Source organism: Streptomyces sp. NPDC031111 (assembly GCF_055570675.1).
On sequence record NZ_JBVIGS010000003.1, the window covers coordinates 514,805 to 537,151 of the forward strand.

Genomic DNA, 22,347 nt, shown 5'->3' on the forward strand with positions numbered 1-22,347 from the left:
CGATGCGGCCGCCCACGACCGCGCCCACCTGTGGCTCCTGGAGGTGCGCGAGGGGAGGTCCGCCCTGCTGGTAGGTGCTGATGGCGGCGCGGATCGTTATGGCTCCGGCGTTGCATGAGGCGGAGGTCGAGAGGAGTCCACGGTCCGAAGCGCGCTGTGGCGGGTTCAAGTCCAGTCACAGCCGTAGCTTGGGTGACGACTGCATCGAGATCGCCGTCACCGAGCCGGCTATGTGCGCGGGAGCCTGAACCGTGTTGTTCCGGCGGTCGCGTGGTGGCGGATCACCACCGGGACACCGGCTTGTCGGGGTCAGCCGGCGGTCGGCCTGACGAGCTTCTCGGCCTCGTCGCGGAGGCTCTGGATTCCCTCCAACGCTGTTTCACGCGCAGCGCGGATCTCCGCCCCCGGGTGGGTGAGGCCGCTGAGCGACTGTTCCACCTCGGCGATCCACGCGCTCAGGTGCTGTTTACCGGCGTCAGTGAGACCGGTCCGCTGTCTGAGTGCCTCTTCGTCGAAGTGATCCCTGATCGCCTTCCGGCGCTTGTCGATGGTCATCCACTTGCCCTGGTCCTGCGCGATACTCTTCACGTCCATCAACGGCCCCATGACCATCAGCGCCCACTGCACCTTGCCGGCCGCAGTGACCACCTTGTTGGCTGCCTTGACCTTGCCCCACGGCTTGAACTTGCCCACGCCGTTGGTGATCTCCCCATTGGCGTCGAACAATTTCTGGCCCACTCGACTCTGGTTGAGCCAGGTCACGATCTTGGAGGCTGCGCTTCCCTGCCCGCTGCCGCCGTCTGCGACCTTCCCGATCCACTCGTGCAGCATGCTGGTGCCCGCTTTCGCGGCCTTCTCCGCGGCTTCCCTGACCGCACCGGCAAACGGCGATTCGTCATCCGGGGACGCGTCGACCACCGTCTCGGGAGAGTCGAGGCCATTCACCCAGACTTCAGGTTCAGGCACATCGGTTCCGTATTCGGAGACCAGCGCGTGGAACGCTGTGTTCATCGATGAGAGAAACTTGGCGTCGAACTCGCTGCTCGCAAGCACCAGTTCCCCGACGACGTCCCCGGCGATGTCGGAGGAGGCATTGCCGTCCTTCTCCGAGACGGCGGCAGCGAGCCTGCTTCCCGCGGCTCTCAGTTTGGAAGCGACGACCTCGCTCTCCCTCTCCAGCGTGCTCAGCACGCTCTCCCTTGCCCGGCACACCGAGTCCGCGACCTTCTGCGCGGTCTCCGCGGCGCCGAGTTCCTCGCCGTCCAGTACCCACTTCTGTTCGGCGTCCGCGAGAACCCGGAGGAGTTCGAGTGCCTGCGCCTTGGGCCGGACACCGTTGACACCGGGAGCGATCATTCTCCGCAACTCGGTTGTGAGAGCGTCGATGCCGCTCTCCGCGACAAGCAGCTCACGGTGAGCGGCCGTGAGTTCGGGGTCGTTGACCGCGTCGACGTAGTCGCGCGCGTCGGTCGGGACTATCGGGACCCGCTCGGCGAAGGGACCGAGCCGCTTGCGGATCTCGTCGAGGATGACGTCGCGATCACTGTTCTCGGCGTTCATCTTGTTCACGACGACCACACTTCGGTCAGCGAAGCCGTCGGCATGGAGCGCCTGCAGAATGGCCTTGGTCTCCGCTTCGCCCGGCAGTTCGCTCGTGGTCACGATCATCAGCGCGTCCGCACCACGCACGCCGTGTCGTGCCGCATCGGAATGCTCGTCGTTGCCCGACAGCGTTCCGGGCAGGTCGACGAGTGTCACGCCGTTCCATGGGTACGGCGTCGGCTCCTGCGTCTTGGGCGCCGCGTCGACAAGTTCATCGACAGCGGCCGACGGGAGCCGGAGCAGTGCGGCGATGAGCATCGACTTCCCAGCGCTGTACGGACCCAGGAGCGCGATCCGCAGCGGGCTGCTGTCCGCACGGGGCAGGCTTGCTGTCAGGCCCCGGGTCCGAGGGTGAGCGTCCAGGACCTCCTCAGCCCGTGTACTCAGCGCGAGTACACGGGCGATCGAATGCCCGTCGCTGTCGAACGTGTCCATCGGATCCCCGTCAGTCATCCGAGATCCCATCGCCTTCTCCGATCCTGGGTTCCGAGCAGACCTCGATCCGCTCGGTGAGGACATCCACGGGTCGCTCCTGTAGGCACGCCCGCAATTCCGTGATGCGGGACTCATCGGTCCATACGCGAAACTCGACTCCTGGCGTCCGCCGTGCCAGACGGATCGCCGCCGGGTCGCCGCCGGCAAGGGCCAGAAGGCGGCGCACCAGGACGAGATCGATCGAATCAAGAGCGGACCGTACGGCCACCCGCAGCCGACCGAGTTGCTCGAACCGCTCGCGTGTGCGCCGGATGTCAGCGGACTGCGCTTCGAACTGGGCGCCGACTTGAGCCGTCGCGTCGTCGACTATTCGAGCCAACTGTGCCTCGACCCTGCCGAACAGCTCATCGAGCCTGGCCTCGGCCTCGACCGTGGTTCTGCCCGTCCACTTGTCCTTCGCCTGCCGTGTGCGATCGACCTCGTGGCTCACCGCCTTCGCCGCCCCGACCAGGGGCTCCACCACGTAGCTCACCACAAGCGCCGCAGGGTTGGCCGTGGCGGCACCCGCAGCGGCCTTCTTGGGGATCCCATGGGCAGTGAGGGAATTCAAGAGCGCTGTCGCCGCCCCCTTGGCCGCAGCCGCGCTCAGTCTCCCGAGCGTCGTATCAGGACGCGGCCGAACACGCAGGCGCTCGTCGTCCTGAGGCTCCGCGGTGCTTGCCCGCGCGCGCAGGACCCGTTCACGTTTCCGTATCTCCTGCTCGAACTCGCTCTCGAGACTCGCGACAAGACCCTCCAATTCGAGACCGGTGATGAAATCGCTCCACCGTTGGGAGTGATCCTCGCCGCCCAGCTCCCGAACCACATCCGGCAACCGCTCCTTGGCACGGTGACGCATGGCTTCGAGTTGGTCGCGGGTGTTCCGGCCCGCGATCTTGAAAGCTTCGAGCAAGGCGGCCCGTTCATTCGGCGCCGAGCGTTCGAGTTGGCCAAGTGCGAGATCGATCTGGGGGACTTCCTCGATCAGCCGGTCGTGGAGCGCGGCGAGCGGCGCCCGCACGCCTTCGGCCAGCCGAACGGCACGAAGCGGAATCGCGCGCTCGGCCAGGAGCTGGGCGAGGGACTCCTCCAGCTCGGGCAATCTGCTCGCCCGAAGGACCCTGTCTCCCAGCTCACGATCTCCCGTGGACAACGCTTCGTGCGCGGCAGCGGAATGGACCGCGAGGACGACGGGCGGTGTGACCCCGACCGCTCTGCAGACCTGCTCGATCCGGACGGCGTGCCCCGTCGCCGACGCGAACGTTCTCTCCGGACGCTGGGCGAAGAGCTGAAGACGGTCAGAAGTGTTGACTCGTTCCTTCACGTTGACGACGGCGAGCAGCGGCTTCCCCGAGAGGAGGAGCCGTTGGAGTTCGGCGGACTCCTCGTCGCGAAGCGTGTCGGCATAGTTCCAAACGACCGCGTCGGCGTTGTCGCACGCGGCCCGGGCGCGTTGGGCGTCGAGATCGTCGTCCTTGGCGGCGACGCCGGGCGTGTCGAGATAGGTCACGGAGCCGATCTCGAACGCGGAGGTCTTCCGCGTAGTGCGGTGCGCCCCTCGCCCGATACCGGTTCGGTCCGCATCACGCGTCAGAGCTTTGCGGAGCGTGGTCTTCCCGGACTTGGTCCTTCCGGTGATGGCCACGAGCAGCTTGCCTTTGATCGCGGGCATGGTCCGCACGGCATCGCGCAGTTCGCGTTCAAGCGCCCCGATGCGGCTGATGGCCCCGACGAGTTCCTCGCTCTCAACTGCGTGGGCGGAGTACGTCGTTCGCCGAAGGCGAGCCTTGACCTCGGCCCGAAGGGTGGACTGGATGTCGCGGTAGTCCGAGCGACTCCGATCCACCGCCCCTGACGGAAGCTCCAGCTCGCCGACCAGCGACTCAAGGGCCTCGCGGAGATGCGGTTCCGATTGCCGCGCGTCCATGGCCGCTGCCACGCGATCGAACAACTCGATGTTGTCCGTGTACCAGGACTCGAGAGCTCGCAGCTTGTCGATGCCGGTCCGGGAAGCAACCGCCAGTAGCCCCGTCACGAGCCGTTCCGCTGAACTCGTGGCCGGCGCGTCGAGGGAAGCGGTCGTGCTCACGAATGTCGACGCGAGCCCATGCTCGATCACTGCCCGTGCGCTGTCGTCCGCGAGCATTTCCAGAGTGTTCCGGGAGACGGCGCCGGTGTCGCGAGCCTCGATCGCCCAGAGCAGGGCATCGCACCGATCCTGTCGGAACGTGAACCGCGTGTCCGGCCCGAGCCAGCGCCACCAGTCCGGTTGTGCGGACAGGACTGCCTCGTACGGCCCCTTCGCGGCGATGAAGTCCTGCACCTTCTCGAGCCGCGCCACGAGATCACGATTCTGTAGATCGCGAGCTGCCGAGACACTGTGGTTGAGCACGAGTTCACGTGCACCTGCCGCTTGCCGACTGCCTCGGCGGTATTGACGCAAGTCGGTCACCGCGCGATCGATGTCTATCTCAAGGATCGAACGCCAGATCTCCTTGGGCCAATCCTGATCCGCGCGACGGCACTGCTCAAGGACTCCAGGCAGTACCCGCTCCGCGAGCGTCACAGCCGCGAGGTCGGCCCGAAGCGCTTCCACCGTCACACCCTCAAGCGCCTGGAGGTGAGGCCGTAGTCCGTCGAGTCCCATCAACTCCCGGAGAGCTCGGGCCTCGCCCAGGGGCAGAGTCCGGCCTCGCGCCGATGCCAGACGGACCAGTTCCTGTTCCTCGACGCATGCCGCCACGGCCTCGGACACCCAGCGAAGAGTGCTCCCGTACGGTGGCAGATCTGCACAGCCACACGCCTGGGCAACCGCCCCCACGCCCTCGGTGAGCCGCCCGAGCGAGGAGGACCCAGCCGTGGCGTCGACACCCAATGGCTCGAGCAGGAGGGCCAACACCTCAGCTCTGAGAGTTGCCCTGTCATTCACCACTACTCCTCGTGGGGCGGTGGTGTCTGAACTCGGGCAGCGGGCGGGGGCTCGGGAGAATCGAGGCTCGGGACTGCTGAGCCCCCTCCGCTCGTACGATCCGATGGCGAGGCGGTACGCAGCTGCGCGGTAGGTCCTCGGCGCGGTGAGCCTCCCCCCATGTTGCCCCTGCCGGTGACCTGTCCGGTGCGGAACCTGCCGTCGACCAGCCCCTGGCTCACTGCCCCTGCCCCTTCATCCCTCGTACACGTCCCGCGACCCGCCCTGCCCGGCGGACGGGAACCCCCTCACGTGTCGCTGCGCCCACTCATCGTGACAGAGGGCAAGCGGCAGCGGGCGTAACCGTACACGAATATGCCGAAGACGGGGTAGGGGTCTTTCTGTTGACCACATCAACGCAAATCTAGCCGGGCTTGGGAGGGAGGGGGAATCACGGCAGGGACAGCTCAGACAGCTTGCTGCTTCGTCACGCCCGCCTCGGTCAGAAAGGTGCTCGGTTCGCCCGACCAGGACACGGAGAGACTGTCTCGCGCGCGCGTGCAGGCCACGAACAGTAGGCAGCGCTCGGACATCATGTCCGTCTCGTGCTGCTTGGGATCCACTTCAGGCGGCGTGACCGCCTTCGCAAAGGGCAGCGCCTCGTCAGTGACACCGATGACCGCGACGCAGCGGAACTCCAGCCCCTTGAACGAGTGCATCGTCCCGACCCGTACGGCCGCCCGCTCGCCCGCCGCGACGTCGCCGGAGACGTTGCGCAGCGTCACCGCGGGGATCCCGGCGTCCTTCAGGTGCGCCACCGCCTTCGCGCACGTCTTGTTGAACCGGGCGCTCACCCCGATCTCCCCGGCGCCGACCCCCGCGTCCATCCACGCCCGTACCCGGTCGACGAGCGCGTCCAGCTCGGCCTCCTCGCTTGCCGCGCCTCGCACATCCGGCCCGTCACCGTGCAGGGCGGAGCGGTACCCCAGCAGCGTCTCGTTGCGGCCCTCGTCCTCCAGCTGGGCGATGGGACGCCCGACCAGCAGGGCCGTGGACCAGCGCAGGATCTCCTGCGTGCTGCGGTAGTTTTTGCGCAGCTTCACCGACCGCCCGGTCACCTTGATGCCGAGCGACTTGAGCGACACCTTGGAGTCGTAGATGCGCTGGTGCGGGTCGCCCGCGATGAACAGGTCGTCGGGGCGGACCGGGACGGCGGCGCGCAGCAGCCGCCACTGCGCCGGATGCAGGTCCTGCGCCTCGTCCACCACCACGTGCCGGTACTGCGGCCCCTTCTCCTCCAGCAGCCGCGCCGCGTCCGCGCACGTCTGGAGCCAGGTGCGGCACCCGTCCGCCGCGAGACCGGCCGTGAACCGCTCCACCGTCTCCCACACCAGCGGCCGTTCGGCCGCGGTCAGCCTGCTGCCGCGCCCCCGCCGGTCCGCCGCCTCGTACTCGGCCAGGGTGGTGATGCCCTGCGCCAGGACGACATGCCGGTACTCCTGCGCGAGGAACTGCGCGCTGCCGGTGAAGCCCGTCGCCTTGGCGGCCTTTCCCCAGCGGCTGACCTCCTCGTTGCTCATCAGCGGCCGCAGGGTCACGGCGTCCGGTGCCTCCGTCATGACACGGCTCGCGAACCCGTCCACCGTCGAGATGTCCACCCGCTCGCGCAGCTCCGGGTCGTCCACCAGCGACTCCAGGCCCGAACGGAGGGCGTTGACGAGCGCGTTCGTGTACGTCGTCAGCAGGATGCGGTCGCCGTCCCGCAGATGCCCGAGCAGGTGCTTGACCCGGTGCAGCGCGACGACGGTCTTGCCGGTGCCCGGCCCGCCCGTGACCTGCGCGGGTCCCGAGTACGACGCCCGGTAGGCGACCTTCCGCTGGGAGGGGTGCAGGAAGACCCGCCAGGCCGCGAAGGGCTTCTCCAGGATGTCCCGCAGCTCCTCGGGGGCCGTCACCAGCGCGATACGGGCCCGCGTGTGCCGGATCGCCGTCTCGTAGTCCCGTGTGTCCACCGGCTGCGCGGAGGCCTGAAGCGCGGGCGCCACGATGTCCTGCCAGACCTCCTCCACCGTGCAGCCCGCCGCGAGGTACTGGAGCACCTCCCGCTGGTCCTGCGGCAGCAGCGGCGCGAAGACGTCCAACTGCTCCTGGTCCACCAGCGACCGGGCCTGCCGCAGCGTCTCGGCGTCGATGCCGAGCGCGGTCAGGTCACCGTCGGAGAACTTCGCGAACAGCCGGGGCTTCGGCGACGACTCCGCCACCCGTTCGTACGCGGGCGTGATCTCGTCCAGGGTCGCCGCGTCCCGGATCTCGACCGCGCGCGTGACCTCGTTGATGCTGGACCTCTGCTTCATCGCCCAGTCGATGGCCTTGTCGTGCGGCATGACCCGCAACAGGACGAAGGTGTCCCCGGACGGCGGCGCGAGCACCACACCGCGCCAGAACTGGTCGATGCGTATCGTCCGGATCTGCTTGTCCTTCGCCTTCGTCAGGCTCTCCAGCTTCAGCCCCTGGTCCTTGAAGAGCTGGTCGAGGGTGAGCCGGCCGAACTTCTCCCAGGCGTCCAGGACACCCTTCCTGACCGGCGGCTGGAGCTTGGGGAGTTCGGCGAAGAAGCCGATGTCGAAGGCAAGCTGGGGCATGTGTGAATCCTAGTGAAGAAAAACCGTGCCACGTCGGCACATGTCATGGCTGGGCCGCCAGCACCACGCTGCTCACGTCGTGCACCCGTCCGGTGTTCACCGGGTCTCCCACGGTCACCCGCCAGGTCCCGGGGCCGGGCAGGGTGAGACGGGTGCCGTAGCGGCCGTCCCCGTGGTTGCGCAGGGACTTGCGCGCGCCGGTCCGGCCCGTCTCGACGTCCTCGGCCGCGACAGACAGCAGCAGCCGGTCGTCGTCGGCCGTCACCTCGACGGGACACTCCGGCCCGGCGACGACCTCGGGCACATCGACCGTCAACTCCTGCCCACCGTCGAGGAACTCGCGTGGATCGCGCGCGGTGAGCAGGGCTTCCACCTGGTTGAGCAGCGCCCGTTCGTTCTGCAACGCCCCGTGTTTCTGTGCGAAGAAGCGTACTGCGGAGTCGTCGGACGACTGGACCGGGAAGCAGGAGAACCGGGGGACCGTGCCGTCACCGAAGTGGTCGGTGCCGTCCACGTCCCGCAAGCCGTCGAGGTGACCGTCGCCGAGCCGCGCGGACTGGCGCGTGGGCTGACGGTAGCCCCCGAAGACATGCAGCGCGTAGCCGTCACCGTCGGCACGGTCCAGCTCCTCGTGGAACCGCAGCGCGTCGACTGCCAGATACCCGTCCACGCCGTCGACATGGACGCCGTCCAGGGCGGAGCGCGTACCGTCCGCGCCGACCAGGCACCGCCAGGTCGGCAGAAGCTGGTGCAGCGACGGCATGGAACGGGCCAGTCCTGTGAACGGCTCGGAGAGCCGGCCCAGACGCGGTGCCACACCCCCGTGCAGCGAGGTGAGGGCGTTCACCGAACCCCGGTAGGGCGTGCCGATGGTGACGAGTCCGCGGGCGTGCCGGTCGCCGCCGAGGACGTCCAGGTAGTAGCGGGCCACCAGGCCCCCCATCGAGTGGGCGACGAACACGGCTCGCGCCGTCGGGTCGCCGATACGCTCGCGCCACGCGGCGAGTGCCGGTTCCACCCTGGCGGCGAGCCTGCGCGCGTTCAGCCGGACCGAGAGCCGCCAGTCGTAGGGAAACGGCAGGAGGTTGCCGTCCCGCTCGGACACCCGCAACCGCCGTTCCAGGAAGGCCAGGAGGGTGCCGTAGCCGTCGATCGCGGAGACACCCGGCAGGATGTGCAGCCCTTTGAGCAGCCTCACCGCCTCGACACCGTCCTCGGGGTCGGCGTCCCCGATGTCGCGCGGCAGGGTCAGTGCCCGCACCTCGTTCAACCGGCCCAGCGCGTGCCGTCCGGCCACCGCGAGCGTGTGGTTCCACACCTCGCGCCCGTCCTTGGCCAGGACACTGCCCATGATGCCGGGCAGGACCACGACCAGGTCCGTCACCGGAAGTGTCGGCACCGATTCCCCCCGCTGTTCATTCGGCCGTACCATGCGGCTGGCCGACGGCAGACTCATGCTACGACCGCGCCCACGGGCCCGACCCGTCAATGGCGCACGGGCACCGTCGGAAACCAGGGGGCACGGCGACGGGGAGCGGCAAGTGCGGTGGCGTGCATGACGGACGACGGCCGTTTCGTCCTGGTCGGCATCGGTGACTACCAGGACGCGAGCTGGCCGAGGCTGAGCCATGTGCCGGCCAGTGTGGAACGCCTGTACCGGCTGTTCCGCGGCCTCGGCTACGGTCACGAGCTGCCGGATCTGGCGGTCGGCGGCGACTTCGCCACCATCACCCAGCGGTTGCGCGCCTGGGACGCAGGCGGCTCACGGCTGGTCCTCTACTGGACCGGCCACGGCTGCGTCGACGCGGGCGAGCACTTCCTGGTCGCCGCCGACTCCCCGGGCACGCGTCTGGACGAGCTGAGCGCGATCACCGCGAGGGCCCTGGCCCGCTTCCTGGCCCACCGGGAGTTCCACGAGGTCCTGATCCTCCTCGACTGCTGTGCCGGCGGAACCGCTGCTTCCAGGGTCGCCGCGGAGATCTGCGAAGTACTCGACCGCACCAGCGCCGCCGGACCGGAGCGGCGATTCGCGGTGATCGCGTCGGCCCGCGGCTACGACAGCGCCGAGGACGGGCTGTTCGCGGAAACACTGGAGCACGTCGTACGACACGGGCCGGAGGACCGGCGCTGGACGGAACACGACGAGACCATCCGCTCCGACGAACTCGCCGACGCGATCACCCGGGTCCTGTCGGACCACGACGCCGCGACGGCGTTCCGCGCGCTCGGCGCCCCCGTCCCCGCACTGCGCAACCCTCTGCACCCGTCGGCGACCGTCCCCGACGAGGACGTGGAGACCAAGCGCCTGCGCCGACTGCGCTCGGCGGACGTGGACCAGCACCTCGTGCTCTCCGCCCGGGGCATCGAAGTGGGGGAGACCGGCTGGTACTTCTGCGGCCGCGAGCGGCTGCTGCGCCGCGTCATCGCCTATTTGGAGCACGCCGAGCGCGGCCTGTTCGCGATCACCGGATCGCCCGGCACGGGCAAGTCCGCGCTGCTCGGCCGGATCGCCACACTGTCGGTGCCCGCGTTGCGCGCCGCCGCCGAGGAGGAGGGCGCGCTCCACGACACCCCCAGCTCGGCGCTCCCGCCCCTGGGCTCCGTCGATCTGGCGCTGTCCTGCCGGAACAAGACCCTGGACGACTGCCTGCGCGCCGTCGCCGACGCCTTGAACCTGCCCACGCACGGCGACGGCTGGCTGCCGGCCGCGCAGGTGGTGCGGCAGGTCGGTGAACTCGGCCGGCGCGTGACGGTCGTCCTCGACGGGCTCGACGAGGCGAAGCCGGCCGAGGCGGTGCCGATCGCCGCCGACCTGCTGCGCCCGCTCGCGGACCTGCCCGGCGTACGCGTCCTGGTCGGCACGCGTCCGCACCGGGCGGGCGGCAGGGCGGTCACGGCGGGCGCCGGCCCGCTGTTGCGGGCACTCGCACCCGACGAGACGGCCGTACTCGACGACGAGCCGGAGACCCTCGCCGACCTCGCCGCTTACGCACGGCGGCGCCTGCTGGGCGCCGAGCACTCCCCGCTGCGCGGCCGGGAGGAACTCGCCTCCGCATGGGCACAGCGGATCACCGACGCCAGCGGCGGGATCTTCCTCTACGCACGGGTCGCCACCCGCGCCCTGCTGCGCGTGCTGGCACACTCGGGCCCGGACGAACGCCCCGATCTGCACCGGCTGTTGGCCGGAAACCTGACAGCCGTCCTGGACGAGGAGTTCGAGCGCTCTCCCGACCCGGAACGACTGCGTGACCTCCTGCGCCCCCTCGCCTGGGCGGAGGGCGCCGGGATGCCGCGCCGGGATCTGTGGCCGAAGGTCGCCGAGGCACTGTCCGACCGGGGCGCGCGCTACGGGGACGAGGACATCGCCTGGGTGCTTGAGCACGCCGGGTTCCACGTGGTGGAGTCCGGCGAGTCGGGCCAGACCGTGTACCGCCTCTACCACCAGGCGCTCATCGACCACGTCCGCCGCACCTCACCCTGGGACGCGCACGCCAGGATCACCCGGGCCCTGCTGGCCACACTGCCCGGACGCGGGCCGGCCGTCTGGGAGTCCGCCCACCCCTACCTGCGAAGACACCTCCCAGCGCACGCGCTCGCGGCGCGCCGGCTGCCGGAGGTGATGCGCGATCCCGGCTTCCTCGTCTGCGCCGACCCCACACGCATGGCCGCGGCCGTCCGGGTCCTGCCCGAACGGTTCACCCTGCCCGTGGCCCGGCTGTACCTCCGGGCCGCGCACCGTCTCCTCCCGCTGTCACCGCGGGGCCGGATGCGCGTGCTGCTGATGACGGCCATGTTCGAGGAGCCCGCCCTCATCGGCTGGTTACGGGGCCACACCACCGTGCGGGCGACGCTGGAGGGCGCCTCCACGGCCCCCGACGACTTCAGCGTGGTGCTGCACGGCCATGCGGGCCCGGTGCTGGCCCTCCAGACGCTCACCACCGCCGACGGGCGAGCCGTGGTCGCCTCGGCCGGCGGGGACGGGACGGTACGGCTGTGGGAGCCGGACACGGGTGAGACGAGGATGGTGCTGACCGGTCCACGGGAGACCGTGACGGCACTGACCGGGCTCACCGGTTCCGACGGACGTCCGCTCCTGGTCGCGGCGGCCGGTCGCGACCTGTACGTGTGGGACGTGGACGGCGGCAGCGGGACCCCCTTCGTCCTGAGCGGCCACGCGGACACGGTGCTGTGCCTCACCGCGTTCGACGGCGGGCCGAGCCCCGTGCTGGTCTCCGCGGGCGAGGACCGGTCCGTACGGCTGTGGCGCACCGACGACTGGAGTGCGACCGCGACCGTGCTGACGGGACACGTGGGACGCGTGACCGCCGTGGCCGCGGTACCCCTGGCCGACGGACGCCGGTTCCTGCTGTCGGCCGGCGCCGACTGCTCCGTCCGCCGCTGGGACCTGGACGGGCCGCGGGGACCGGAGGCCGCCGGTGTACTGCGCGGCCACACCGGCACCGTCCACGCGCTCGCGTCCCTGGGCACATCGGACGAGGGGACGTTCGCCGCTTCCGGCGGGGACGACGGCACGGTGCGGCTGTGGGACGTGGAGCGGCTCGCCCCCCGACGGGTGCTTCCCGGCAAGGTGCGTGGAGTGCGGGCCCTGTCGCCGTTCACCGGACCGGACGGCCGCACCCTCCTCGCGGTGGCCGGGGGAGGATCGCGGATCACGGTCCTCGACCCGCACACCGGCTCCGTACTGCGCGTCCTGACGAACCGCATGTCCGCCCTGCCCGAGGAGCCAGGTCCCCGGGGCTCCTCCGGCACCCAGGTGGTGCCGGTGGACTGGGAAGGGCAGTCGTCGGGCGGACGGCGCGACTCCCCGTACGTCGGCGGGTCGTACACGGTCACCCGGGTGCGGCCCGGCCGGGGCCCCGACCTGTTCGCCTCCGCCGGGTGGGACGGCGCGGTGCGCCTGTGGACCTCCGACAGCGGCGGATCGCCTGGCCAGCCGGACTACGACAGCAGGCGGGCACGCCGTGTCGCCGCCTTCGCGCAGCAACCCGACGGCCTGCCCTGGGGCCTGGCCGTGGCGGGCGCCACGGGCGGCGCGTGGCTCGCCGACACGCGGGGACGGGAAAGGGCTCGACTTTGGCCGCCCCGAAGGTTGGTCGACCATGTCGCTCCGCTGGTACTGCCGGACGGACGGCCGGTCGTCGTCGTGGTCGAGCACGAGGGTCGTCGGCTGCGCCTCGTCGACGCCGGAACCCGGGAGGAGATCACCTCGGGCGACACCGTGGAGGCCTTGCGCCGGCTCGACGGGCCCGTGACCTCACTGCGGACCGCCACGGCACCCGGCTGGATGACGGCACTCGTGGTGAACTACGACAACTCCGCGCCCCAGGCGCTGCTGTGGCTGCCGGGCGACCGGACCCACGTCCTCGACGGTTTGCGGAAGGGGTCGGCCGGGCCGGACATGACCGCGGTGCCCTGCGTCCGGCCACAGGCGGGGGCGCTCCTGGCGGCGATGACCGACTACGGAGTGATCGTGCTGCACGGTTCGTCCGCCAACTGGGCGGACCGGGTGGGCAAGACGACTCGCCCGCCGGTGCCCGGCCTGCCTCCCGTGGCGGTGTGCACTCCCTCCGGGCACTGGCAGCTGGCGGTGCCGGTACAGGACCCGGAAGACTTCCGGACCGGGCTGGAGATCTGGGACCTGCAACGCACCGACGGCAAGGACGCCGCCCCCGAACTGAACCACGACGGTACGCCGTTCACCCACCTGACCCGGCTGGCCCGTGCCGACCAGGACCTCGTCGTGGCCACGTGCTCGGACCACACCTTGCGTGTCTGGAACCCGACCCGGCCCGCCAGCGAACCGATCACCATTCCGTTGCCGGGGCCGGCCGGCGACCTGACGACCTCCGCCCCCGACCGCGTACACGTCCTCGTGCGCGAGCACTGGTTCGTCCTGCGCCTGACCGGCCTGGGTGCCGTGCTGGCGGGATGAGGCCACCGTCGGCGGTCGGCCGACCGCACGGACACGCCACGCTGCCCCGCCGCCTCAGGAGGGCGAGGCGGAGGGCCCGCCGTCGAGGTCCAGACGGATCACGGCCAGCGTCTCGGCCACCTCGGCGGTCAGCTCGTCGTCCGGCCCGAACACCACGCACAGATCCGCGTGCAGCGGCTCCAGGACGTCGTACGCCTCCGCCGCCCGCTGCTGCGCGAGGAGGAGCATGCCGATGTCGCGGCGCAGCTCCACCGCGTTCTCGCTCACGTCGCCGTCGACGGCCCGTACGGCATCCAGTACGCCGTTCAGCCCGGCCAGCGCCTCGGTGACCTGGCCGAGCTCACCACGGCAACGTGCCGCCTGGGCGCGACTGTCCAGGGCCTCCTCGCTGCTCGGACCGCTCACGCGCGCGTAGGCGTCGGCGAGCGCCTCGAACTCGGGCAGGGCGGCCCGGTGGTCACCGGCCAGCTGACGGCTCACCGCGCGGCGCATCCGCAGCCCGAGCACCGGCTTGCTGTCGGAGCCGAGCGCACGCGCGGCCGGCTCGATCATCTCGCCCACCACCTCGGCGGCCTGCGCGTACCGCTCCTCCTCCAGCAGCGCGCGGTAGTGCGCGTACACCTCGCGGATCTCTTCCCGCAGCGCCTCCCGCTCGGCCGCGGGAACGGCGGGCGGCGCGTCCGGGGCCGCTGCGGGCCGAGCGCTCGAGGTACCCGCACGCGCGCGGGGTGCGTACGGACGGCGGAAGATCCCGGTCGGATCGGGCGCCCCGGAGGGGCCCGCCTCCGCCGGGGCGGACTCCTCACCGGGCGCCGGCAGGAACGGCCGCAGCCGCTCGTACACCTCCTGCACATCCGCCGGACGCGCCTCGGGCGCCTTGCGGAGCAGGTGCAGGACGAGTTCCTCCAGCGCCTCCGGCACGTCGGCGCGCACCTGCCGCAACGGTGTCGGGGCCGCGTTGACGTGCTGCATCATCAGCTGCCACTCGCTGTCCCCGGCGAACAGCGGCCGCCCGCAGAGCAGTTCGTGAAGGACGCACCCGAGCGCGTACAGGTCGGTGCGTGGTGTGACGCGGGCGCCGCGCACCTGCTCCGGTGCCATGTACTGGTGCGTGCCGATCGGGCTGCCCGTCGCGGTCAGCTTGGTGACGTCCGTCCGCAGGATCGCCGCGATGCCGAAGTCCAGCACCTTCACCGTGCCGTCGCGGGCTACGAGGATGTTGCTCGGCTTCAGGTCACGGTGGACGACGGGAACCTCGTGCGCGTACGACAGCACGGTCGCCACCTGTGCCGCCACGGACACCGCCCAGCTGAGGGGGAGGGGCGGCCGCTGGTCGGGGCGCACGTAGGCGGTCAGCGGGACGCCGTCGACCAGCTCCATGACGAGGAACAGCTGCTCGTACGACTCGTCCAGCACCGCGTCGTACACCTGCGGCACGCCCGGGTGCTGGATCCGCGCGGTGACGCGAGCCTCGCGCCGGAAGCGCTTCTCGAACTCCTCCGCCACGTGCGGGGACGTCACGGCCTGCGGCCGGATCAGCTTCACGGCCACCGGCCGGTCCAGTACGGCGTCGTAGCCGCGCCAGACGTCACCCATGCCGCCGTTGTTGAACTGCTCCAGCAGTTCGTAGCGTTCCGCGATCCGTCGTACGTCCGGCACCTGGTCCCGCCCCCGCTCCCGTGCAGTGCCCGAAGAGTCTGTGATGTGTCGGGGTTCAGTCTTCCGGGCGGGGGCGTGTGCGTCCAACCAGGGCGGGTGCTGGTTATGTGATCAGGTCAGGCGGGGTAGGCGGTGCACTCCGCCCAGACGGTCTTGCCGGGCCCGCCCCCGGCGCGGGGCGAGCAGCCCCAGCGGTCGGCGAGTGCGGCGACGAGCAGCAGGCCGCGCCCGCTCTCGCCGTCCGGTGAGGCGTCGGCGGCGGGGAGGTCGGGGACGGTTTCGCCTCGGGTGTCGGTGACCTCGATCCGTACGGTGCGGGCGGCCGGGGTGGCGGTCAGGCGCACGTGGAAGTCGCGGCCCGGGACGTGCCCGTGCTGTACGGCGTTGGCGCACAGCTCGGCGGCGACGAGCGTGACGACGTCGTGGGCGTCGCTGTCGTACGGGACGCCCCACGCGTCGAGGCAGTGCTCGCACATGCGCCGGGCGAGGCGGGCACCGCGCGGGGTTGAGCTGAAGCGCATCGTGAACTGGTGCACCGTCACGGGTGATTGTGTTGCGGTCATGCACTCACGGTGGCGGGCTGTGGCCTAGCGTGACCAGTGGTGACGCGCTGCTTCCGGGGGCTGGCTTTGTGCGGATGGCCGCAGGCCGCTGACGTACGGAGCGGGGCCCGGTGCGTGCCTCGCACCGGGCCCTATTCGGCTCAGAAGTCGTCCAACCCTTCCTCCCGGCGGATCATCCGCCAGGCCGCGCGGCGAGCGCTCCGGTCGAGGTTGGACTTGAAGTCCCGGTCGGTACCGAAGTACCGCTTGCCGAGCGTGTCGATGGTGGAGACATGATCCATCATGTTCTCCTCGAACTTCTTGTCGAAGACGATCCCGAAGTTCTCCTCGTCGTTGACGACGGCCGCGGCCCGGACCTTGGGGTCCTTCTTCGTCGCGTTGAAGGCCGGGAGGACGTCCTCCTCGGTGAACTCCGTGCCGAACTTGGAGTTGAACTTCTCGATCAGCTCGGACAGCAGTGACTTGTCGGCATCCTTCGCACCGCCGGCCCCGTCGCCGAAGCCCTTGAGTTCGGCGGGGCCCTCCGGGTTGAGGGACACGTCGTGCTCGCCGGTCTTCTCGACGCGCAGGTGACTGAGGTCGACCTCGCCTATGTCGACGCCGCCGTCCGCGAGGCGGGGGAGTCGGTTGAGCAGGTGGCGCCCGTAGAGATGCAGGCGTTCCAACTCGGCGTCGCGGTAGGGCACGATTTGCGCGAGGAAGCCGTACTTGCGGACGTAGTCGTTGAGGTTGGCGCGGAACTCCTCGGCCGTGTCGACGTCGTCCTCCTCCTCGCTCTCCAGAAGAGCGGTGAAGCGGGCAACGGCGGGGGAGAGGAGCCGGTAAAGCTCGGCATGCAGCTTCTCCCACTTGGACTGGACGCCGCCTGCCTTCTTCTCCGCTTCCAGGTACGCGGCAACGAACTCGTCCATGTCCTGCTCCGAGATGATCGGCGCGGACATGACGCGGCTCTGGGCCGTGTAGAGGAGGTTCGGGTCGGAGGGCAGGGTGTGCGCCTCCTCGAAGTACGGGCGGAAGGCGTCCTGGATGTCCTCGGCCTCGTTGACGAAGTCCAGGACGGCGAGGTCGGCCTGGGACTTGCGTTCGGCGGTGCGGTTGAGGCGGGAGAGGGTCTGCACGGCGGCGATGCCGGTGAGCGTCTTGTTGACGTACATCGTCGTGAGGAGCGGCTGGTCGAAGCCGGTCTGGTACTTCTCGGCGACGACCAGGATCCGGTACTCCTGCTGCCCCTTGCCGCCGGCCTTCGCGGCCTTGTCGTCGGCACGGGTGTAGCCGAACGCCTTCGGCAGCGCGGCCTCGGAGATACCGCCGTTCTCCTTGCCCTCGGTGGTCTCCTCACCGTCGATGGTGAGGGAACCGGAGATCGCGACGAGCACGCCCAGGTCCGGGTACTTGGTGTCGTACTCGCGGTCGGCGATGTAACTGCGGATGGCGCGGGCCATCTGAACGGCGGAATGGCGGGACGCTGTGACCACCATGGCCTTGGCCCGTCCGCCGAGTCGGCCGCGGGTGTGGGCGAGGAAGTGCTCGACGATCACCTGGGCGTGCTGGGACACCGTGTGCTCGTGCATGAGCGCGAACCGGGCGAGCAGGCTGTTCGCCTTGGAGGGGTCGACCTCCTTCTCATCGCGGTTGAGGTTCGCGAGCTTCCAGTAGGTGTTGTAGGTGACGTAGTTGCGCAGGGGGTCGAGGATGAAGCCTTCCTCGATGGCCTGGCGCATGGAGTAGGTGTGGAAGGGGCGGTAGACGGTCTTGCCGTTCTCGACGCCTTCCGTGCCGAAGAGTTCGAGGGTTTTGGACTTGGGTGTGGCGGTGAAGGCGAAGTAGGAGAGGTTGGCGGCACGGGAGCGTGCGACGGCCTTTGCCTTGAGCTGGTCGTCGACGGTGACCGTGGTCGCGCCCTCGTCGTCCGAGTCGGCGTCCAGGCCGAGGTCGCGCAGAGCGGACTTCACGGCGGTGGCGGCGTCACCGGACTGCGAGGAGTGCGCCTCATCGACGATGATCGCGAAGCGGGTGCCCTTGATCTCGGTGGGGTTGCGCTTGATGTAGTCGAGCAGCGCCGGGAACGAGTGCAGGGTGACGGTGACGATCTTCCCGGTGTCCCGGGAAAGGGCTCGGGCGAGCTGTTCGCTCTTCGCGCCGTGCTTTTCGTCGACCTTCACCACCAGGCCGTCGGTCTGGCTGAAGCTGCCGACAGTTTCCCGGAGTTGGGCGTCCAGGTTCCGGCGGTCGGTGATGACAATGACCTTGTCGAAGACGGGCTCGCCCGGCTTGATACGGCCTTCGGCGAGGGCATCGGGCCTCAGGACGCTCGGGTCGGTGCGTGCGTGCAGGTCACTGAGGCGGTGGGCCAGCCAGCCGATGGTGTTCGACTTGCCCGAGCCGGCGGAGGCCATCACCAGGTAGTTCTGGCCGGCGCCGTGAATGGACGCGTGCGCGGTCAGCTTGCGGACCACGTCCCACTGGTGGAAGCGGGGGAAGATCGTCTTCTTGGTGACGCCGCCGCCAGGCGTCTTCTCCTTCTGCTGGTGCACGAAGCGCTGGAGGAGGTCGAGCCAGTTGTCCCGCTGCCAGACCTGTTCCCAGAGGTAGGAGGTGGCGTACGTGCCGTGGGCGGTGGGCGCGGGGTTTCCGGCTCCGCCGGGCTGTCCGGGGCCGTTCGAGCCGGTGTTGAAGGGCAGGAACTGGGTGTTCTTACCTCGGAGTTGCGTGGTGACGAACACCAGGTCCGGGTCGACGGCGAAGTTCGCGATGACGCGGCGGGTGAAGATCAGCTCGGTCGGGTCACGGTCCGTCCGGTACTGCTCCTTGGCCTGCTCGACACCCTGCCCGGTGAGCGGGTTCTTCAACTCGGCCGTGGCGACGGGGATGCCGTTGAGGAACAGGGTCAGGTCGAGGCGGTGACCCCAGTCGGCCTGCTTGGTGGCGTAGGGGAGCTCGCGGACGACGGTGAGACGGTTGGCCCGGTAGCCGTTGAGTACGGAGTCGGCGGAGATGAGGTTGGGCTTGAAGTAGGCGACGCGGAGCCGGACACCTCGGTCCTTGACGCCGTTCCGGAGGACGTGGAGCAGCCCGTCATCAGCAATGGCCCGGTCGAGCCGCTGCGCAAAACCGCGCTGGGCCTCGTTGGTGTTGTTGCCGTAGACCGCGAGCAGCTCGTACCACTCGTCGGGCTGAGTCGCCCCGATGAAGGTGAACAACTCGTTGGTGTCGAGCCCGAGGTCGGCCTGATAGTCCTCGGGATTCGCCTCCCGCCAACCGCGCTCGCAGAGGGCGGCGACGATGGCAGCCCCGAAGGAGGACTCGTCGTGCACGGGGCTCATACGTCGACTCCTTCGGTCACATTGCGGCCGCTGGCGGTGGTTACGTCGAACTGGCCGGTTACGGCGGCGGTCATGAGGGCTTGGCGGCGTTCTGCGGCAAGCTTCGAAGAGCGGTCAACTGCCTCTCGAATTGGTCGGATATGCTGAATCTGCTCGCCAATTTCCTGCTGCTCATTCGCTGGGACAACCGGGATCGGGATGCGGCCAAAAAGGTCCCAGTTGCGAAAATCGACGGCACGCTCACGAGTGCTGATTGCGAAGCCCCCTAGGTACCCTTGAAGTGCAAGCACCCTTAGGAGGCGCCCCATAAACGTCGAGTTACCGTCTTCTGTAACTTGACACACGTGATATACGGGGCTGCAGTTTCCTTGTGCTTCAGAAGTTCCAATGGCGCCAGCAAATCCGTCCAGGCCGTGAACGACTACGTCACCCACGTCCACGTACTGACCTTGCGGATCTGTAGATGCGGATAGAGTGTAACCTTCGGGGCGTCGAGAGTTGCGGTCTGTCACTTGGCCGTCTCGGTAGGCGGTGATAGCGCCGACGCCTGAGTGCGGTGGGCGAACTACCTTTGTCAGAGCTCTGCGAATCGGCAACTTCGGAGTCCCCTTGGTGGTTGCCAATTGGGAAGCTCCGACGTATTGCAGTATGCGAGTGTCAACTCTCTCATTGAGTAGATCAACGAGGCGACGCTTCTTAGATACTAGTTTATCAATTTTCTCGATCTCTACGTCGAGGAAGTTGGCGATACGGCGCTGCTCCTCGAGTGAGGGAAGGGAAACACGAATGTCACCAAGGTCGTCAGGATTGATTCTCGGTGTGCGTACGGTGCCGTTCTCGGTGCCGCCAATTCCTCGCAGCCGTGCGCTCATTTGTCCGGTGAACCAGTGAGACCGGAATAGGTGGTGAAGGTACCGCACCTCGGTCGTAGCGTGCGGTCGCAGGACCATGTAGTCGGGGCTTACAAGACCGCGGACCAGACTAACGCCGATTGCGCCTTGGAACGCTCGCATTCGATTGAGGACGATATCTCCCTCCTCGCAGACCTTGTAGTTGCTCAAGTCCTCGGCGCGAGGCAGGTCATCAGTAAGGGTTTGGCGCGGTACGACGCCATGATGAATTGATACGGCGAGCAGTGGAAGCTCGTCGATTCCCGCGCGCTTGTCAATCACTTGGTACAGGAACTTGAGGCGTTGCTCCGGCGATGTCATTCCGTGACCTCCCCCAACAGCCCCTGAATCTCCCCCTCCAACGCCTTCAACTCCGCGTCGATCTCGGCCAACGGCCGTGGCGGCTCATACACATAGAAGTGCCGCGTGAACGGGATCTCGTACCCGACCTTCGTCTTGGTGTGGTCGATCCACGAATCCGGCACATACGGGTGAACCTCCCGTGCCAAGTACTCCTGGACGTCCTCCCCCAACGGCACGTTCTCGTAGTCCCGAAGCTCCGCATCCGGCTCAGGCTGCTCCTTGATGAGCTGCACCTCACCCTCCGGGTCCCGCACCCCAAGCACATCCCGCAGCGCCTTGTTGAACGGCGCCCCCGTTGGCCACGTCCCGCCGGCCTGTACCACCGCGTCCTTCAACGCGAGCCATGCATCCTGCTTCGTACCCCAGCTCGCCCCGACCAGCGACTTGCACGCATCCGTCAACGCCGAAGCCTGCGGCAGCTTCTGGATCGCCTTGGACGCCTCCAGCGCCGTCAGCGTCTCCTCCGTCACCTCGAACCGCAGCTTCAGCGGACGCTCCACCGTGATCCGCTGGTATCCGAAGTCCTCGTTCGCGAAGACCTTCACCTTGCCGTGCAGCGGATGCTCCGCATCCCCCGCCACGGCGAGCGCCTCCCCGTACAGCTTGACGACCTCGGCAATGTGCTCCGTGCCCAGAGCCTTCCGCTTGTCGCCCAGCGACTTCCGCATCTTCTGCCACTGGTCGCGCGCGTCCAGCAGCACGACCTTGCCCTTGTGGTCCGGGCTCTTCCTGTTCGTCAGGATCCAGAAGTACGTGGAGATACCCGTGTTGTAGAACAACTGGTCCGGCAGCGCGACGATGCCCTCCAGCCAGTCGTTCTCCAGAATCCACCGCCGGATCTCCGACTCACCCGACCCCGCCGCCCCCGTGAACAACGGCGAACCGTTGAAGACGATCGCGAGCCGCGAACCGCCCCCGCCGTTCACATCCACCGGCTTCATCTTCGAGATCATGTGCTGGAGGAACAGCAGTGACCCGTCGTTGATACGCGGCAGCCCCGCCCCGAACCGGCCGGCCTCGCCCAGCGCCTTGTGCTCGTGCTCGACCTCGTCCTTGACCTTCTTCCACTCCACGCCGAACGGCGGGTTGGCCAGCATGTAGTCGAAGGACTTCCGCGCATGCCCGTCATCCGAGAACGAGTTGCCGAACGCGATGTTCTCCGGGTCCTGCCCCTTGATCATCAGGTCCGACCGGCAGATCGCCCACGACTCGGGGTTGAGCTCCTGCCCGTACACCTCCACCGTGGCGTCCGGGTTCAGCTCCTTGATGAGGTCGTCCATCGCGGAGAGCATGCCGCCCGTGCCACAGGCCGGGTCGAGGACCGTGCGCACCGCACCCGGCAGCTGCAACGCGTCCCCGTCCGGAGCGACCAGCAGCCGCACCATCAGCTGGATGACCTCACGGGGCGTGAAGTGCTCACCGGCCGTCTCGTTCGACTGCTCCGCGAACCGGCGGATCAGCTCCTCGAAGATGTAGCCCATGTTGTGGTTGGGCACGACCTCGGGACGCAGGTCCAGGTCCGTGAACTTGCCGATGACCTGGTAGAGCAGCCCGGCACTGTCCAGCCGCTTGATCTGCTGCGCGAACTCGAACCGGTCCAGCACACCCCGTGCGTTGTCGGAGAAGGCCCCGACATACACCTGGAGGTTCTGCGCCGCGTTCTGAGGATCCGCGGCGATCTTCTTCAGGGTCAGGCTCGACCGGTTGTAGAACGAATGCCCCGACGCCCGCCGCAGGAAGCGGTCCGGGTCGATCTCGCTCTCCCTGTGCTGCTCCGCGATCTCCGCGACCTTCTCACGCGTCGGCTCCAGCACGCACTCCAGTCGCCGCAGCACCGTGAACGGCAGGATGACCTTGCCGTAGTCGGACTGCTTGTAGTCCCCCCGCAGGAGGTCGGCGACGGACCACGCGTGGTTCGCCAACTCCGTGTGCTTACTGCTGTTCAACTGGATCCCCGGATTCCTTCCGAA

At 68.8% G+C, this 22,347-nt stretch carries 10 protein-coding genes; 1 reads left to right on the forward strand and 9 read right to left on the reverse strand.

Annotated features, from left to right (window positions below):
* Nucleotides 1-309: 309 nt before the first annotated feature.
* The 4 genes from ACZ470_RS09395 to ACZ470_RS09410 form a co-directional block, all read right to left on the reverse strand.
* Nucleotides 310-2,037 carry a GTPase gene (locus ACZ470_RS09395; protein ID WP_468425958.1) on the reverse strand — a complete coding sequence of 576 codons (1,728 nt, stop codon included), beginning with the start codon at nt 2,035-2,037 and terminating at the stop codon, nt 310-312.
* A gap of 10 nt (nt 2,038-2,047) precedes the next feature.
* Nucleotides 2,048-4,831 carry a GTPase gene (locus tag ACZ470_RS09400; protein WP_468425961.1) on the reverse strand — a complete coding sequence of 928 codons (2,784 nt, stop codon included), beginning with the start codon at nt 4,829-4,831 and terminating at the stop codon, nt 2,048-2,050.
* A gap of 620 nt (nt 4,832-5,451) precedes the next feature.
* Nucleotides 5,452-7,626: a UvrD-helicase domain-containing protein gene (locus tag ACZ470_RS09405; RefSeq protein WP_468425963.1), complete on the reverse strand. Its 2,175-nt coding sequence runs from the start codon at nt 7,624-7,626 to the stop codon at nt 5,452-5,454.
* A gap of 43 nt (nt 7,627-7,669) precedes the next feature.
* Nucleotides 7,670-9,025 (reverse strand): lipase/acyltransferase domain-containing protein, encoded by a 1,356-nt coding sequence (locus tag ACZ470_RS09410; RefSeq protein ID WP_468425965.1) that lies wholly within the window; start codon nt 9,023-9,025, stop codon nt 7,670-7,672.
* A 156-nt stretch (nt 9,026-9,181) separates the two neighbouring features.
* Between ACZ470_RS09410 and ACZ470_RS09415 the strand changes: the two genes are divergently transcribed.
* The gene (locus tag ACZ470_RS09415) at nt 9,182-13,579 is read left to right on the forward strand and encodes a hypothetical protein (RefSeq protein ID WP_468425967.1); all 4,398 of its coding nucleotides are present in this window, start codon (nt 9,182-9,184) and stop codon (nt 13,577-13,579) included.
* Between the two features lie 54 nt (nt 13,580-13,633).
* On the opposite strand, the gene ACZ470_RS09420 is transcribed toward ACZ470_RS09415, so the two are convergent.
* The 5 genes from ACZ470_RS09420 to ACZ470_RS09440 form a co-directional block, all read right to left on the reverse strand.
* On the reverse strand, nt 13,634-15,175 hold the full coding sequence (locus ACZ470_RS09420) for a serine/threonine-protein kinase (RefSeq protein WP_468426303.1): 1,542 nt from the start codon (nt 15,173-15,175) through the stop codon (nt 13,634-13,636).
* 179 nt (nt 15,176-15,354) lie between these two features.
* Nucleotides 15,355-15,801 (reverse strand): ATP-binding protein, encoded by a 447-nt coding sequence (locus tag ACZ470_RS09425; protein ID WP_468425968.1) that lies wholly within the window; start codon nt 15,799-15,801, stop codon nt 15,355-15,357.
* A gap of 140 nt (nt 15,802-15,941) precedes the next feature.
* On the reverse strand, nt 15,942-19,124 hold the full coding sequence (locus ACZ470_RS09430; RefSeq protein ID WP_468425970.1) for a type I restriction endonuclease subunit R: 3,183 nt from the start codon (nt 19,122-19,124) through the stop codon (nt 15,942-15,944).
* Nucleotides 19,121-20,335 carry a restriction endonuclease subunit S gene (locus ACZ470_RS09435; protein ID WP_468425971.1) on the reverse strand — a complete coding sequence of 405 codons (1,215 nt, stop codon included), beginning with the start codon at nt 20,333-20,335 and terminating at the stop codon, nt 19,121-19,123. Before ACZ470_RS09435 ends, ACZ470_RS09430 begins: the two co-directional genes overlap by 4 nt.
* The gene (locus ACZ470_RS09440; protein ID WP_468425972.1) at nt 20,332-22,323 is read right to left on the reverse strand and encodes a type I restriction-modification system subunit M; all 1,992 of its coding nucleotides are present in this window, start codon (nt 22,321-22,323) and stop codon (nt 20,332-20,334) included. The genes ACZ470_RS09435 and ACZ470_RS09440 overlap by 4 nt, the downstream gene beginning before the upstream one ends.
* Nucleotides 22,324-22,347: the final 24 nt, after the last annotated feature.